General features: G+C 41.1%; 14 protein-coding genes and 1 riboswitch. Of the genes, 13 read left to right on the forward strand and 1 reads right to left on the reverse strand.

The annotated features are described in order from the left end of the window. Positions 1 to 2: 2 nt before the first annotated feature. Positions 3 to 1352: a Trk system potassium transporter TrkA gene (gene trkA / locus FJR73_RS02070; protein WP_140833020.1), complete on the reverse strand. Its 1350-nt coding sequence runs from the start codon at positions 1350 to 1352 to the stop codon at positions 3 to 5. A gap of 188 nt (positions 1353 to 1540) precedes the next feature. Between trkA and FJR73_RS02075 the strand changes: the two genes are divergently transcribed. The 13 genes from FJR73_RS02075 (at position 1541) to pheT (ending at position 14081) form a co-directional block, all read left to right on the forward strand. Next, a complete protein-coding gene (locus tag FJR73_RS02075; protein WP_140833022.1) occupies positions 1541 to 2389 on the forward strand; it encodes an S-adenosyl-l-methionine hydroxide adenosyltransferase family protein in 849 nt (282 codons plus the stop codon). Positions 2390 to 2404: 15 nt separating this feature from the next. Then, positions 2405 to 2950: an ECF-type riboflavin transporter substrate-binding protein gene (locus FJR73_RS02080; RefSeq protein WP_140833024.1), complete on the forward strand. Its 546-nt coding sequence runs from the start codon at positions 2405 to 2407 to the stop codon at positions 2948 to 2950. A 168-nt stretch (positions 2951 to 3118) separates the two neighbouring features. Continuing rightward, a complete protein-coding gene (locus FJR73_RS02085) occupies positions 3119 to 4801 on the forward strand; it encodes an ABC transporter ATP-binding protein (protein WP_140833027.1) in 1683 nt (560 codons plus the stop codon). Continuing rightward, positions 4786 to 5616, forward strand: a complete 831-nt coding sequence (locus FJR73_RS02090; protein ID WP_140833029.1) for an energy-coupling factor transporter transmembrane protein EcfT — start codon at positions 4786 to 4788, stop codon at positions 5614 to 5616. The genes FJR73_RS02085 and FJR73_RS02090 overlap by 16 nt, the downstream gene beginning before the upstream one ends. A gap of 315 nt (positions 5617 to 5931) precedes the next feature. Beyond that, entirely contained in the window at positions 5932 to 6444 is a 513-nt protein-coding gene (locus FJR73_RS02095; protein ID WP_140833031.1) for a GNAT family N-acetyltransferase, read from the forward strand. Between the two features lie 283 nt (positions 6445 to 6727). Beyond that, entirely contained in the window at positions 6728 to 7231 is a 504-nt protein-coding gene (locus FJR73_RS02100; protein WP_140833033.1) for a tRNA (cytidine(34)-2'-O)-methyltransferase, read from the forward strand. A gap of 53 nt (positions 7232 to 7284) precedes the next feature. Continuing rightward, a riboswitch (FMN riboswitch) is annotated at positions 7285 to 7503 on the forward strand. Positions 7504 to 7667: 164 nt separating this feature from the next. Beyond that, positions 7668 to 8231, forward strand: coding sequence for an ECF transporter S component (locus FJR73_RS02105; protein WP_125416912.1), 564 nt, complete (start codon positions 7668 to 7670; stop codon positions 8229 to 8231). Further along, entirely contained in the window at positions 8221 to 8871 is a 651-nt protein-coding gene (locus FJR73_RS02110) for a phosphatase PAP2 family protein (RefSeq protein ID WP_140833035.1), read from the forward strand. The genes FJR73_RS02105 and FJR73_RS02110 overlap by 11 nt, the downstream gene beginning before the upstream one ends. A 27-nt stretch (positions 8872 to 8898) precedes the next feature. Continuing rightward, the gene (locus FJR73_RS02115; RefSeq protein WP_140833037.1) at positions 8899 to 9318 is read left to right on the forward strand and encodes a chromosome partitioning protein ParB; all 420 of its coding nucleotides are present in this window, start codon (positions 8899 to 8901) and stop codon (positions 9316 to 9318) included. Between the two features lie 4 nt (positions 9319 to 9322). Then, positions 9323 to 9772, forward strand: a complete 450-nt coding sequence (locus tag FJR73_RS02120; RefSeq protein WP_181146581.1) for a GNAT family N-acetyltransferase — start codon at positions 9323 to 9325, stop codon at positions 9770 to 9772. A 271-nt stretch (positions 9773 to 10043) separates the two neighbouring features. Beyond that, complete coding sequence (pheS, locus tag FJR73_RS02125) at positions 10044 to 11090, forward strand: phenylalanine--tRNA ligase subunit alpha (RefSeq protein ID WP_140833041.1); 1047 nt, start codon at positions 10044 to 10046, stop codon at positions 11088 to 11090. Further along, positions 11090 to 11599: an N-acetyltransferase gene (locus FJR73_RS02130; RefSeq protein ID WP_140833043.1), complete on the forward strand. Its 510-nt coding sequence runs from the start codon at positions 11090 to 11092 to the stop codon at positions 11597 to 11599. The genes pheS and FJR73_RS02130 overlap by 1 nt, the downstream gene beginning before the upstream one ends. 76 nt (positions 11600 to 11675) lie before the next feature. Further along, complete coding sequence (gene pheT / locus FJR73_RS02135) at positions 11676 to 14081, forward strand: phenylalanine--tRNA ligase subunit beta (protein WP_140833045.1); 2406 nt, start codon at positions 11676 to 11678, stop codon at positions 14079 to 14081. Positions 14082 to 14240: the final 159 nt, after the last annotated feature.

The raw sequence follows: 14240 nt of genomic DNA on the forward strand, positions 1-14240 counted from the left end.
TCTTACCTCGCAATCAAGTCATAAATCTTGGTGATGTTTGGCAACAGGGTTGTTACTAGGAGCTTGTCTCCGACTTCAAGCGTATCCTCCCCAGTAGGGAAAATAGTCTTGCCCTTTCGAATGATGGCTGCAATAAGAACCCCTTTTTTCAGTTTTAGTTGAGAAAGAGGTTTGGCAGTCATTTTATTGGCTTCCTTGATATGGAATTGTAGGGTTTCGATTTGGCCATTTGCTAGATGGTGCATGGCTTGAAGGTCTGAATACTGGGCATTCACACGGCCACGAATAAAGTGCATGATTGTATCTACAGCGATGATTTTCGGAGTGATAATGCTTGAGAAATCAGGCGCATGAATAATTTCAAGGAGACTAGTTCTGTTAACCTTGCTAATATTTTTTTGCACCCCCACACTATCCAGGAACATAGAAGTAATAATATTCTCTTCGTCGACTCCTGTCAGTGTTGCTACTGCATCATAGTTTTGAGCACTTTCTTCTAGCAGAATGTCTTTTGCAGTACCATCTCCTTGAACGATGTAGAGATTTGGGAATTTCTCACTAAAGAAACGTGCCCTTTCAGAGTTAATCTCGATGACTTTGGTATCGATACGACTGTCTTTGAGAATACCTAGTAGATAATAGGCAATTCTTCCAGCCCCAACGATGAGGAGGCTCTTCACGGCACGTGATTTGAAATAATTATGGAATAGCATCATATCAACACGGTTACCAGTGACAAAGATTCTATCTTTATCCTGTATGGTCATGTCACCACTTGGGATGATAATTTGATGATCCCTCTCTATCGCACAGACAATGACATTGCCAAATTTTTTCCGAAAATCAGAAATGGGCATTTGGCAAAGACCACTGGTTGATTTGACGATAAATTCCATGAGGCTAACACGTCCACCAGCAAAGCGTTCGACAGATAGGGCGTTGGGGAAGTCAATGATATTAGCGATAGAGCGGGCAGCCAAGAGCTCAGGGTTAACGATAAGAGAAAAACCGAGAATATTCTTTTCTTTGAAATAAGAGTTAGAGTATTCAGGATTCCGCACCCGAACGATAGTCTCTTTAGCCCCCATTTTCTTGGCTAGAACGGCTGCAATCATGTTTACTTCATCGTACTCAGTCAAGGCGATAAAGATATCACAATCTTGGACACTGGCTTGCTCAAGGATGGTAAAATCAGCCCCGTTACCAAGGATACCTATGATATCAAAGCGATTGACAATATGATTGAGGACGGCTTCGTCTTGCTCAATCAGCAAAACATCATGCTTTTCTGCAACCAAGGAGCGACAGAGGGCAAAACCAACTTTTCCCCCTCCGACAAGGATAATTTTCATAATAAAACCTACTTTTTCATGATGTAACTATCATACCTTTTTTCAAGAAAAAATGCACCTACTAGCTAATAACCAGAGCTTTTAGTAGGAAATTTGCTATAAGGTAAAACTATACCCTAATCAATTAAAATAGCTATTAGCACCTTTCTATGAAATATGGTATGATAAAGGATATACAAGGAGATAAAATGAATAATAATTTACTGGTATTACAATCAGACTTTGGTCTGGTTGATGGTGCGGTATCGGCTATGATTGGAGTGGCTTTAGAAGAGTCTCCAACCTTAAAAATTCATCATTTGACGCACGATATCACGCCTTATAATATTTTTGAGGGGAGCTATCGTCTCTTTCAGACGGTGGATTACTGGCCTGAGGGAACGACTTTTGTATCGGTTGTCGATCCAGGTGTCGGCTCGAAACGTAAGAGTGTGGTTGCCAAGACTGCAAAAAATCAATACATTGTCACGCCAGACAATGGGACTCTTTCTTTTATTAAGAAACACGTTGGTATTGTAGCCATTCGTGAAATTTCTGAGGTAGCCAATAGACGTCAAAACACAGAGCATTCTTATACCTTCCACGGTCGTGATGTTTATGCTTATACTGGAGCTAAACTGGCCAGTGGTCACATTACATTTGAGGAAGTGGGACCAGAGCTCAGTGTGGATCAGATTGTGGAGCTTCAAGTCGTAGAGACCATCATTGAAGATCATCTGGTGAAGGGAGCTATTGATATTCTGGATGTGCGTTTCGGCTCGCTTTGGACCTCTATCACACGAGAAGAGTTTTACAAACTGGAACCAGAATTTGGTGACCGTTTTGAAGTGACTATCTATCACGCTGATATGCTGGTCTATCAAAATCAGGTTGTCTATGGCAAATCATTTGCAGATGTGAGAATTGGGCAACCAATCCTTTACATTAACTCTCTCTATCGTTTAGGTCTGGCTATCAATCAAGGTTCCTTTGCTAAGGCCTATAATGTGGGTGTCGGTTCATCTTGGACCATTGAAATAAAGAAAATAGAATCATAAAATAGGAGAATATAGATGAAAAATCAATCAATTAAACAAGTTGTTGCTATCGGTGTTGGAGCTGCGCTCTTTGTTGTCATCGGGATGATTAGCATTCCGACACCTGTTCCAAATACAAGCATCCAGCTCCAGTATGCGGTACAGAGCCTCTTGTCTATCATTTTTGGCCCTCTAGTGGGATTACTTGTTGGTTTAATTGGGCATGCAGTGAAGGACTCTCTTGCAGGCTATGGTCTGTGGTGGACTTGGATTATTGCTAGTGGTCTCTTTGGTCTAACTGTAGGACTCTTTAGAAAATACATTCGAGTAACACAAGGTGTTTTTGGGTTGAAGGATATTGTCTTCTTTAACCTCATTCAAATTGTTGCAAATGCTCTTGTTTGGGGTGTCTTGGCACCACTTGGAGACGTTGTGATTTATCAAGAAGCGGCAGAAAAAGTATTTGCCCAAGGGATTGTTGCAGGAATTGCTAATGCTGTAACTATAGCTATCGCAGGTACCCTTCTCTTGCTAGCTTATTCACGTACGCAAACTCGTTCAGGAAGTTTGAAAAAGGATTAACATAAGGGAAAAGGCTGGATAACCAGTCTTTTTCGATGTTTATAGATTAGTTAGGAAAGCAAGCTATGCTAGGACTCTTTTTGACGCTAAGATTTTAAGAGAAGAGACTGCAAGAAGAGTTCGATTTATGATAAAATAGAAGTCTAAGAAGCGAATGAAGAGAGTAAGATGAAAGAAGCTATAATTGAGTGGAAGGATTTCTCTTTCCAGTATGAAACGCAACAAGAACCGACCTTGCAAGGAATAGACTTGACTATTTATAAGGGAGAGAAAGTCTTAATTGTTGGGCCATCTGGGTCAGGTAAGTCTACCTTGGGTCAGTGTTTGAATGGGATTATTCCAAATATTTACAAGGGGCAGCCGTCTGGAGAATTTTTGATCAAGGGGCAAGCAGCCTTTAATATGAGCATCTACGATAAATCTCATCTTGTTAGCACGGTTTTGCAGGATACAGATGGGCAGTTTATCGGCTTGTCCGTGGCAGAGGATTTGGCTTTTGCTCTGGAAAATGATGTGACAGCTCTAGATGAGATGAAAAGTCGTGTTCATAAATGGGCTGAAAAGCTGGACCTTCTTCCTTTACTGTCTCAGCGTCCTCAGGATTTGTCTGGTGGTCAAAAGCAGCGGGTTAGTCTAGCTGGTGTCTTGATTGATGAGAGTCCGATTCTCTTGTTTGATGAGCCACTCGCCAATCTAGATCCCAAGTCAGGTCAGGATATTATCGAATTGATTGATCAGATTCATAAGGAGGAGGGGACGACGACTCTTATTATCGAGCATCGTTTGGAGGATGTTCTGCATAGACCTGTGGATCGGATTGTCTTGATAAACGATGGTCGTATCCTCTTTAATGGTGGCCCTGACCAGCTACTGGCGACTGATTTATTGACCCAAAATGGAATTCGCGAACCCCTTTATCTAACCACTCTCCGTCAATTGGGTGTGGATTTAGTTAAGGAAGAACAATTAGCGAATCTGGCTAACATGTCTATCTCAAAAGGTCAGGTTCAGTTGCAGACTGAATTGGTAAAAGAGACACCAGATTTGCAGTCACTTTTTAGACTAGATGATGTGTCTTTTTCTTATAATGATAGACCGATTTTAAAATCTCTTCATTTAGATATTAAAAAGGGTGAAAAAATTGCCATTGTCGGAAAAAATGGAGCAGGGAAGTCAACTCTAGCCAAGGCCTTGAGTAGCTTTATCCAGACTGAAGGCCGCTATCTGTGGGAAGGACAGGATATCAAAGGAGATTCGGTTGCAGAGCGGGCGGAACGAGTAGGCTATGTGCTGCAAAATCCCAATCAAATGATTTCAACCAATATGATTTTTGATGAGGTGGCTCTGGGACTACGTTTGCGAGGTGTGGATGAGAAGGAAATTGAAACGAGAGTCTATGAAACCTTGAAAATCTGTGGTCTTTATGAATTCCGTAATTGGCCCATTTCTGCCCTTTCGTTTGGACAGAAAAAACGTGTCACTATTGCCTCGATTTTGGTTTTAGGAGCTGAAATTATCCTCTTAGATGAACCGACAGCAGGTCAAGACCAGAAGAATTATACTGAGATTATGGAATTTCTCGAAGAACTGCATCAAAAAGGTCATACCATTGTCATGATTACCCATGATATGCAATTGATGCTGGATTATTCTGATCGTGCTCTTGTCATGGCGGATGGAGAATTGATTGCTGATACTGATCCAGCCAGTCTATTGAGTAATCCCGAGCTGTTAGTAAAAGCCAATCTAAAAGAGACTTCTATCTTCAACTTGGCTAAGAAACTCGACGTGGATCCACTTGCTTTAACGGCATTTTACAAAGAAAGGAGAGAAGGATGCAAGCAAAATTAATCGGTTACCAGCATAGAGATACTATGATTCATCGCTTGTCAGGAGCTGGGAAACTCCTCTTTTTCATTCTCGTGTCATTGGCGGCCATGATTAGCTATGATACCAGACTGCTTGTTCTGATTGCCATCTTTTCGGTCTTTCTCCTCTATTTGTCAGAAATCCGTTTTAAAGATGTTTCCTTTGTAGCCGTTTTTGCGACGGTATTTGCCGTTTTAAACGTTTTGATGGTCTATCTCTTTTCTCCCGAGTATGGGGTTGGACTTTACGGAGAGAGGAGTGTGATTTGGCAGGGAATCGGTGCCTACACTCTAACCAGCCAGGAGCTCTTTTATCTGCTAAATTTGGCTATTAAGTACCTTTGCACCATTCCTCTGGCTATTATCTTTTTGATGACAACCCACCCTAGTCAGTTTGCTTCCAGTTTAAATCAAATTGGTGTGCCTTACAAGATTGCCTATTCAGTCAGCCTGACTTTGCGCTATATTCCAGATTTGCAGGAAGAATTCTTTACTATCAAGATGTCTCAGGAAGCGCGTGGGATGGAATTATCCAAGAAAGCTTCTCTTATGCAACGAATCAAAGGCAATCTGCGCATTATTACGCCCTTGATTTTTAGCTCGCTCGAACGCATTGATACCATCGCGACCGCCATGGAGCTTCGACGCTTTGGGAAAGAGAAAAAACGCACTTGGTATAGTTATCAGGCCTTGAAAAAAGGAGACTATCTTACCTTGCTTTTGGCAGCCTTGTTTTTAGTAGCTAGTTTACTACTTATCTTGCAGAATCAGGGACGATTTTACAACCCTTGGAAATAGTATTGTCAAAGTTTTCATTAGATAAGTAAAGAGAAATTATTCTATAACTTTTTATTAATAGATTGTATGAGAAATAAAGTTAATAATTATATACTTGAAACTTTTTGACAAAACATGAATTAGCTTGTATATTTTATAGTAGAATTTACACTACAAAATCAAAGTTATTCAAATATAATCATTTTCAACTAAGTTCAGTGTCATAATGTAGAGACGATATAAAATAGTAAAAGTGCTTAATTTAAATCGTGTTAATTTCATTTTGTGTAAACATGAGAAAATTTGAATGTAGATAATGACGGGAGATGATTTACAATGATAAGTTTAGAGCTGTTGTCTAAAGAAAATAGTTTAGACGTCTATTTTTTTGAAAAAGAGAATCGAGAGTATTTTGAGCGGAATTTACCTCCTAGACCAGCTAACTATTTTGATTTAGAAGGTTTTAAAGAAATTACGAGAGAATTGTTAAGGGAACAAGAGAATCATGATGTCTACATGCATCTTATCAGAGATTCGCAAGGCGTTATGGTCGGAAGAATTAATTTAAGTGTTTTAGAGAATAATCGAAAAACAGCAGAACTTGGGTATAGGATTGGGGAAAATGTTAGCAATTTAGGTTATGCCAGCGAAGCGGTTAAACTCGTTTTAGAAAAAGCCTTCACGACTTATGGTTTCAATAGAATCATTGCAGGAACGGCAACAGGTAATCTAGCCTCTCAGAGGGTGCTTTTAAAAAATGGCTTCACCTTTAGTAGGGTTATAGAAAATGACTTACAAATTCATAATGAGTGGGTTCATACAGCAGTATTTGAGATAACGAGGTCATAATATCATTATTCCCAGTCCACAGATGGGTATAAAAGAGTAAGCAATTTTTGCAGATATTTAAGAATTTTCTCCTAGAAACCCTTGGAAATAGCTTGAAAAAATTGAAAAAATCAAGTCGTTTCTATTGACAATGATTCTGAAAGTGTTATACTAAGAAAGTAGTTTCGCTGATTTACTTCAAACCTGTTGTGAGGTAAGTTAACGATGCCTTAACCACGCTGTTTGCTGAGCTTGACTCCGGGCAGTGTGGCTATTTTTTTGCAATGGTGAAAGGAAGCAAGTCATGACAAATCACATTGTATTATTTGAACCACAAATTCCACAAAATACAGGTAATATCGCGCGTACTTGCGCTGCGACCAATTCTCCCCTCCACATCATCAAGCCAATGGGTTTTCCTATCGATGACCGCAAGATGAAGCGAGCTGGATTGGATTATTGGGATAAGCTAGAGATTTATTTTTACGAGAGTTTGGAAGATTTTATGTCTCAGATGAAGGGCAAACTCTATCTGATCTCAAAATTTGCTGAGAAAGTGTATTCTGATGTGGATTTATCGACTAACGAAGACCATTATTTTCTCTTTGGACGTGAAGACAAGGGCTTGCCTGAGGACTTTATGCGCGAACATCCTGAGAAAGCTCTCCGTATTCCCATGAATGATGAACATGTTCGCAGTCTCAATGTGTCTAATACCGTTTGCATGATTGTCTATGAGGCTCTCCGCCAGCAGAACTTTGCAGGTCTTGAGCTTGTTCATACCTATGAAGCAGATAAATTGAAATAAAAAATGAAAATGAACAAAATGCTTGCGCTTGCAAGCGTTTTTTGTTATGATAAAAGAGTCTTCAGGGCAGGGTGTGATTCCCGACCGGCGGTAAATTTGACTAGTTATTTTAGCTTTCTCGTCGTTGTCTTGTCTCGATATACTTTAAGTATTATCTTCGACTGCGACGCCTAGATAAATCTAAAATATCTTAGCCAAATAAGTCCGCGAGCGCAAGCTGATGTGGTGAGATTCCACAACCGACAGTATAGTCTGGATGGGAGAAGACGAAAGAATAGCTTTGTCTGTTCTGATAGATTTATAGCTAGATTGTAATCGCTTGCTTTTGTTTTCTTTAATAGAGTGAGAGGGAACTTTTGGGATATAAAAAGTGAGAATAGATAGAGGAATCCTTTCTAACTTCTTCTGATTTTATAGAAAATTGGAGGAACCTGTTATGACAAACACACGTCGACTTTCGACCATTGCGATTTTATCAGCCATTTCATTTGTGCTGATGTACTTTGACTTTCCGCTTTTACCAGCGGCGTCCTTCCTCAAGATCGAATTTAGTATCTTGCCAGTCCTTGTGGCTCTGGTGGTCATGGATTTGCCTGCTGCTCTAGGAGTTCTCTTGCTTCGCTCACTCTTGAAATTGCTTCTTAACAGCCAGGGAGTGAATACTTACATTGGTTTGCCAATGAATATCATAGCTTTGGGAGTTTTTGTCATCGTATTTGCTTTGATTTGGAAAAAGGAACGGACAACCCTTCGTTTCCTACTAGGCTCTCTAGCTGGAACTATTGGTTTAACCGTGGCTATGTTGGTTCTCAACTATGTTTACGCTGTTCCTTTGTACGCTAAGTTTGCTAACTTTGATATTGGAAAAATTTTGGGACTTTCCAACTACCTAATGACCATGGTATTACCTTTTAACTTGATTGAGGGTGTAATCTTTTCCGTTTCATTCTGGTTGTTGTACGTCCTTTTGAAACCAACCTTAAAACATTATGAAAGATAAACAAACATTTTTAATGAAGGGCAGTTTTGCCCTTTTACTTTTCGTTATTCTTGGCTATATGGTCAAATTTTATCCTGACACGCTGGTAGGTTTTGACCAACCGATTCAGACGGCAGTTCGAGGAGACTTGCCAAATTACTTGACTATTCTTTTCCTAGCCATCACACATCTGATTGATATCCCAGTGATTATCACTTGGGTTGTCATCGCAGCCTTTATCTTTTATCGTAAGCGGTGGAAGATAGAAAGTTTCTTTATGCTGGGAAATCTGGCTTTGGCAGGTCTTTTAATCGTGACCTTTAAAAATATCTACCAGCGCCCACGACCAGCTATTTTACATCTGGTGGAGGAGAAGGGATTTTCCTTTCCAAGTGGGCATTCTTTGGCAGTGACGCTGATGGTAGGTACTTTGATTATCATTCTCAGTCAACGGATTAAAAATCCAGTTTGGAGAAAAATCGTGCAAATCGTCCTTGGCCTCTACCTAGTCAGTGTACTGGTATCAAGGGTCTATCTGGGAGTTCACTATCCATCAGATGTTCTTGCCAGTCTCTGTGTGGGCTTGGGAGTCCTGTTTATCGAGTTTCCCTTCTATGATAAGCTCCGCTTCCAATGGCGATTTAAAGGTAAGCAGAAGTGAGCATCAAATTCCCTTGAGGAGAAAGAAATGAAAGTCAATATAAAAGCTCTTCATCCTACTCAACTATACTTATCAGAAAAGAAACTAGAAGGCATCCAGACACTTTATAAGTCAGCAGAAATAATCAATGTTGCTCCAATCAGTATTCTTGCCTTTGGAGATTACTTGTTGATTACAGATGGGCATCACAGGGCTTATCAGGCTTTATTGGCGGGTCAAGATACGATTTCTGCTGAGTGGGATAGAGATGGTGGTGATGAACTATATCATCTCTATGCGCAAGTCTGCGAAGAAAGAAAAATTTACTCTGTTCTGGATTTAAAAAATCATATCTTACCTCAAGATGAGTATAAAGCAAAATGGTATAACTGGTGTGAGGGTTTTAATCAAGCAGCAACTCTCTTATTGAAAAGGAAAGCAGATGAAACAGACCCTACAAATAGATAATACACTGCGTCTTGTTCCTTATTATCAGGTCAATCATTGTGAGGAAGCTTTTGCTTGGTATCAGGATGTGAACCTGGTTTACCTCGTAGATGGTGTGAAGAGACCTTATAGTCCAGCGACCCTGGAAGCTATGTATTCTTATTTGGATCAGCATGGAGAGCTTTTTTGGATTGAAGTCAAGGAGAAGGGAGAATGGTTTCCAATTGGGGATGTTACACTATCTCAGGATAATCTCCCCATTGTGATTGGGAATCCCGCTTACCAACATCGAGGACTTGGGAAAAAGGTTCTAAGTACTTTGATTGAATTGGCTCGAGTAAAAGGATGGAAAGAATTGAGAGTCAAGGAAATCTACACCTACAATCATGCTTCTAGGAGGTGTTTCAAGTCGCTTGGATTTGTGGAAAATGGAGCAACAGAAAAAGGAATGAGTTTTATATTGAAATTAATCTAGTCTAACTTGTTTTTTAACTAAAAATCTGATAAACTATGTAGTAATTGAATAGGAATCCGCAAGACTAGTAACTCAAGGGAAGTATATCAGGGAGGAGAGCCGTGACTGCAAGCTCTCTATATGAAAGCTGGGTGAATTCACTTGCGCATGGATTTAGAAATGAAGGTCTGACTTGTCAGATGAAAACGGATGGTACCGCGTGTCAACGCTCCGAGTGGAGTTTTTGGCATGTGGTTTTCTTTTTATCTTATGAGAGACTGATGGAGGAATTATGTCAACTATTGAAGAACAATTAAAAGCGCTTCGAGAAGAAACGCTGGCTAGCTTGAAGCAGATTACTGCTGAAAATGAAAAAGAGATGCAAGAATTGCGTGTCGCAGTCCTTGGGAAAAAAGGGTCGCTTACGGAAATCCTCAAAGGGATGAAAGATGTCTCTGCTGAAATGCGTCCAATTATCGGGAAACACGTCAATGAAGCTCGTGATGTCTTGACAGCAGCCTTTGAAGAAACTGCTAAGCTCTTGGAAGAAAAGAAAGTTGCTGCACAATTAGCTAGCGAGAGTATCGATGTGACACTTCCAGGTCGTCCAGTTGCGACTGGTCACCGTCACGTTTTGACACAAACCAGTGAGGAAATCGAAGATATTTTCATTGGTATGGGTTACCAAGTCGTGGATGGTTTTGAAGTGGAGCAAGACTACTACAACTTTGAGCGTATGAACCTTCCTAAAGACCACCCAGCCCGTGATATGCAAGATACTTTCTATATCACTGAAGAAATCTTGCTCCGTACCCACACGTCTCCAGTTCAGGCGCGTGCTATGGATGCCCATGATTTTTCTAAAGGTCCTTTGAAAATGATCTCACCAGGACGCGTGTTCCGTCGTGATACAGACGATGCGACCCACAGTCACCAGTTCCACCAAATCGAAGGCTTGGTTGTTGGGAAAAATATCTCTATGGCTGATCTTCAAGGAACCCTTCAGTTGATTGTGCAAAAAATGTTTGGTGAAGAGCGTCAGATTCGTCTGCGCCCCTCTTACTTCCCATTCACAGAGCCATCTGTTGAGGTGGATGTTTCTTGCTTCAAGTGTGGTGGAGAAGGCTGTAACGTATGTAAGAAAACTGGTTGGATCGAAATTATGGGGGCCGGTATGGTTCACCCACGTGTCCTTGAAATGAGTGGTATCGATGCGACTGTTTACTCTGGATTTGCCTTTGGTCTTGGACAAGAGCGTGTAGCTATGCTCCGTTACGGAATTAACGATATTCGTGGATTCTACCAAGGAGATATCCGCTTCTCAGAACAGTTTAAATAATGATTAGAAAAGTAGAAATGGCAGATGTTGAGGTGTTGGCTAAAATAGCCAAACAAACCTTTCGTGAAACATTTGCGCATGATAATACGGAAGAGCAGTTACAGGAATACTTTGAAGAGGCTTATAGTCTGAAAACTTTGTCAACTGAGTTGGGAAATCCAGAATCCGAAACCTATTTCATTATGCATGAGAAGGAGATAGCTGGTTTTCTCAAAGTCAACTGGGGAAGTGCTCAGACTGAGAGAGAATTAGAAGATGCTTTTGAAATTCAACGTCTCTATGTGCTACAAAAATTCCAAGGATTTGGACTTGGTAAGCAACTGTTTGAATTTGCTCTTGAACTTGCTACAAAAAATAGTTTTTTCTGGGCTTGGTTAGGTGTTTGGGAGCATAATACAAAAGCTCAAGTGTTTTATAATCGATATGGTTTTGAAAAATTTAGCCAACATCATTTTATGGTTGGTCAAAAAGTAGATACAGATTGGTTACTGAAAAAGAAATTAAGGTAAGAAGATGATTCTTCTATTGAAATGATAGGAAAGGAAAAGAACTAGAGTGGCAACTGTCATTCTGGAGAACTAAATTATGCTTGTATCTTATAAATGGTTAAAAGAATTGGTGGACATTGATGTGCCATCACAAGAGTTAGCTGAAAAAATGTCAACTACAGGGATCGAGGTAGAAGGTGTGGAATCACCAGCTGCCGGTCTCTCAAAAATTGTCGTCGGTGAGGTCTTGTCTTGTGAAGATGTGCCAGAAACTCACCTCCATGTTTGTCAGGTTAACGTTGGCGAAGAAGAAACCCGTCAAATCGTCTGTGGTGCACCGAATGTGCGTGCTGGTATCAAGGTTATGGTGGCTCTTCCGGGAGCTCGCATTGCGGACAACTACAAGATTAAAAAAGGGAAAATCCGTGGTTTGGAGTCACTTGGGATGATCTGTTCACTTGGTGAATTGGGAATTTCTGACTCAGTTGTACCAAAGGAATTCGCAGATGGCATTCAAATCTTGCCAGAAAATGCAGTACCAGGTGAGGAAGTCTTCTCATATCTAGACTTGGATGATGAAATCATCGAACTTTCTATTACACCCAACCGTGCGGATGCCCTTTCTATGCGTGGGGTGGCTCACGAAGTAGCAGCTATCTATGATAAGGCAGTCAACTTTAAAGAATTTACTCTTTCAGAAACTGACCAAGCTGCAGCAGATGCTCTTTCTGTAGGCATTGAGACAGACAAGGCACCTTACTATGCCGCTCGTATCTTGGACAATGTGACTATCGCACCAAGTCCACAATGGTTGCAAAACCTTCTTATGAATGAAGGAATCCGTCCAATCAATAACGTAGTGGACGTGACAAACTACATTCTGCTCTACTTTGGTCAACCAATGCATGCCTTTGACTTGGACACTTTTGAAGGGAATGACATTCGTGTGCGTGAAGCGCGTGCTGGTGAAAAATTAGTGACTTTAGATGGTGAAGAACGTGATTTGGACGTTAATGACCTAGTCATCACTGTCGCAGACAAGCCAGTAGCTCTTGCAGGTGTTATGGGTGGTCAAGCAACAGAAATCTCTGAAAAGTCTAGTCGTGTCGTCCTTGAAGCTGCAGTCTTCAATGGAAAATCAATCCGCAAGACTAGCGGTCGCCTCAACCTTCGTTCTGAGTCATCTTCTCGCTTTGAAAAAGGGATCAATGTGGCAACTGTTAACGAAGCCCTTGATGCGGCGGCTAGCATGATTGCAGAACTTGCAGGTGCGACTGTGCGTAAAGGTATCGTTTCAGCGGGTGAGCTTGATACCTCTGATGTGGAAGTTTCTTCAACTCTTGCTGATGTTAACCGTGTCCTCGGAACTGAACTTTCTTACGCGGATGTAGAAGACGTCTTCCGTCGTCTTGGATTTGGCCTTTCTGGAAATGCAGATAGCTTTACAGTCAGCGTCCCACGTCGTCGTTGGGATATCACTATTGAAGCAGACCTCTTTGAAGAAATCGCTCGTATCTATGGTTATGACCGCTTGCCAACCAGCCTTCCAAAAGACGATGGGACAGCTGGTGAATTGACTGCGACACAAAAACTCCGCCGTCAAGTTCGTACTATTGCTGAAGGAGCAGGTTTGACAGAAATCATCACCTATGCTCTAACAACTCCTGAAAAAGCAGTTGAGTTTACGGCTCAACCAACTAACCTTACTGAACTCATGTGGCCAATGACAGTGGACCGTTCTGTCCTCCGTCAAAATATGATTTCTGGTATCCTAGATACAGTTGCTTACAACGTGGCTCGTAAGAACAAAAACTTGGCCCTTTACGAGATTGGAAAAGTCTTTGAACAAACAGGTAATCCAAAAGAAGAACTTCCAAATGAGATCAACAGTTTTGCCTTTGCCTTGACAGGCTTGGTTGCTGAAAAAGATTTCCAAACAGCAGCAGTTCCAGTTGATTTCTTCTATGCTAAGGGAATCCTAGAAGCATTATTTACTCGCTTGGGACTAGAAGTGACCTATACAGCAACATCTGAAATCGCTAGCCTTCATCCAGGTCGTACAGCAGTGATTTCACTCGGTGACCAAGTTCTTGGTTTCCTTGGGCAAGTGCATCCAGTCACTGCTAAGGCCTACGATATTCCAGAAACTTATGTGACTGAGCTCAACCTTTCAGTCATCGAGGCTGCCCTTCAACCTGCTAATCCATTTGTAGAAATTACTAAATTCCCAGCAGTCAGCCGTGACGTTGCCCTTCTCCTCAAGGCAGAAGTGACTCATCAAGAAGTTGTGGACGCTATCCAAGCTGCCGGTGTGAAACGCTTGACAGATATCAAACTCTTTGACGTCTTCTCAGGCGAAAAATTGGGACTTGGTATGAAGTCAATGGCTTATAGCTTGACTTTCCAAAATCCGGAAGATAGCTTAACGGACGAGGAAGTCGCACGCTACATGGAAAAAATCCAAGCGTCTCTCGAAGAAAAAGTCAATGCAGAAGTACGTTAACTCATCAATCCATCCTTTGAGGTGGATTTTTCTTATGTGACTATTAGTCCGTCTCGCTCCGTTAGGTGCGAGACAAAAAAACCACCCGCTATGCGGGTGCGCGTCGAAGGTTATACCCAAAAAACTCCAAACGCGATACAATAAAGGTGTTCAAGCCAA

Origin of the sequence: Streptococcus sp. D2 (assembly GCF_006385825.1) — a bacterium.
In the GTDB taxonomy this organism is placed as follows: Bacteria; Bacillota; Bacilli; order Lactobacillales; family Streptococcaceae; genus Streptococcus; species Streptococcus shenyangsis.

What these genes read in the sequence shown, in the direction of transcription:
- trkA (WP_140833020.1), bottom strand. Translation starts at nt 1,352, where the DNA reads ATGAAAATTATCCTTGTCGGAGGGGGAAAAGTTGGTTTTGCCCTCTGT.
- FJR73_RS02075 (WP_140833022.1), top strand. Translation starts at nt 1,541, where the DNA reads ATGAATAATAATTTACTGGTATTACAATCAGACTTTGGTCTGGTTGAT.
- FJR73_RS02080 (WP_140833024.1), top strand. Translation starts at nt 2,405, where the DNA reads ATGAAAAATCAATCAATTAAACAAGTTGTTGCTATCGGTGTTGGAGCT.
- FJR73_RS02085 (WP_140833027.1), top strand. Translation starts at nt 3,119, where the DNA reads ATGAAAGAAGCTATAATTGAGTGGAAGGATTTCTCTTTCCAGTATGAA.
- FJR73_RS02090 (WP_140833029.1), top strand. Translation starts at nt 4,786, where the DNA reads ATGCAAGCAAAATTAATCGGTTACCAGCATAGAGATACTATGATTCAT.
- FJR73_RS02095 (WP_140833031.1), top strand. Translation starts at nt 5,932, where the DNA reads ATGATAAGTTTAGAGCTGTTGTCTAAAGAAAATAGTTTAGACGTCTAT.
- FJR73_RS02100 (WP_140833033.1), top strand. Translation starts at nt 6,728, where the DNA reads ATGACAAATCACATTGTATTATTTGAACCACAAATTCCACAAAATACA.
- FJR73_RS02105 (WP_125416912.1), top strand. Translation starts at nt 7,668, where the DNA reads ATGACAAACACACGTCGACTTTCGACCATTGCGATTTTATCAGCCATT.
- FJR73_RS02110 (WP_140833035.1), top strand. Translation starts at nt 8,221, where the DNA reads ATGAAAGATAAACAAACATTTTTAATGAAGGGCAGTTTTGCCCTTTTA.
- FJR73_RS02115 (WP_140833037.1), top strand. Translation starts at nt 8,899, where the DNA reads ATGAAAGTCAATATAAAAGCTCTTCATCCTACTCAACTATACTTATCA.
- pheS (WP_140833041.1), top strand. Translation starts at nt 10,044, where the DNA reads ATGTCAACTATTGAAGAACAATTAAAAGCGCTTCGAGAAGAAACGCTG.
- FJR73_RS02130 (WP_140833043.1), top strand. Translation starts at nt 11,090, where the DNA reads ATGATTAGAAAAGTAGAAATGGCAGATGTTGAGGTGTTGGCTAAAATA.
- pheT (WP_140833045.1), top strand. Translation starts at nt 11,676, where the DNA reads ATGCTTGTATCTTATAAATGGTTAAAAGAATTGGTGGACATTGATGTG.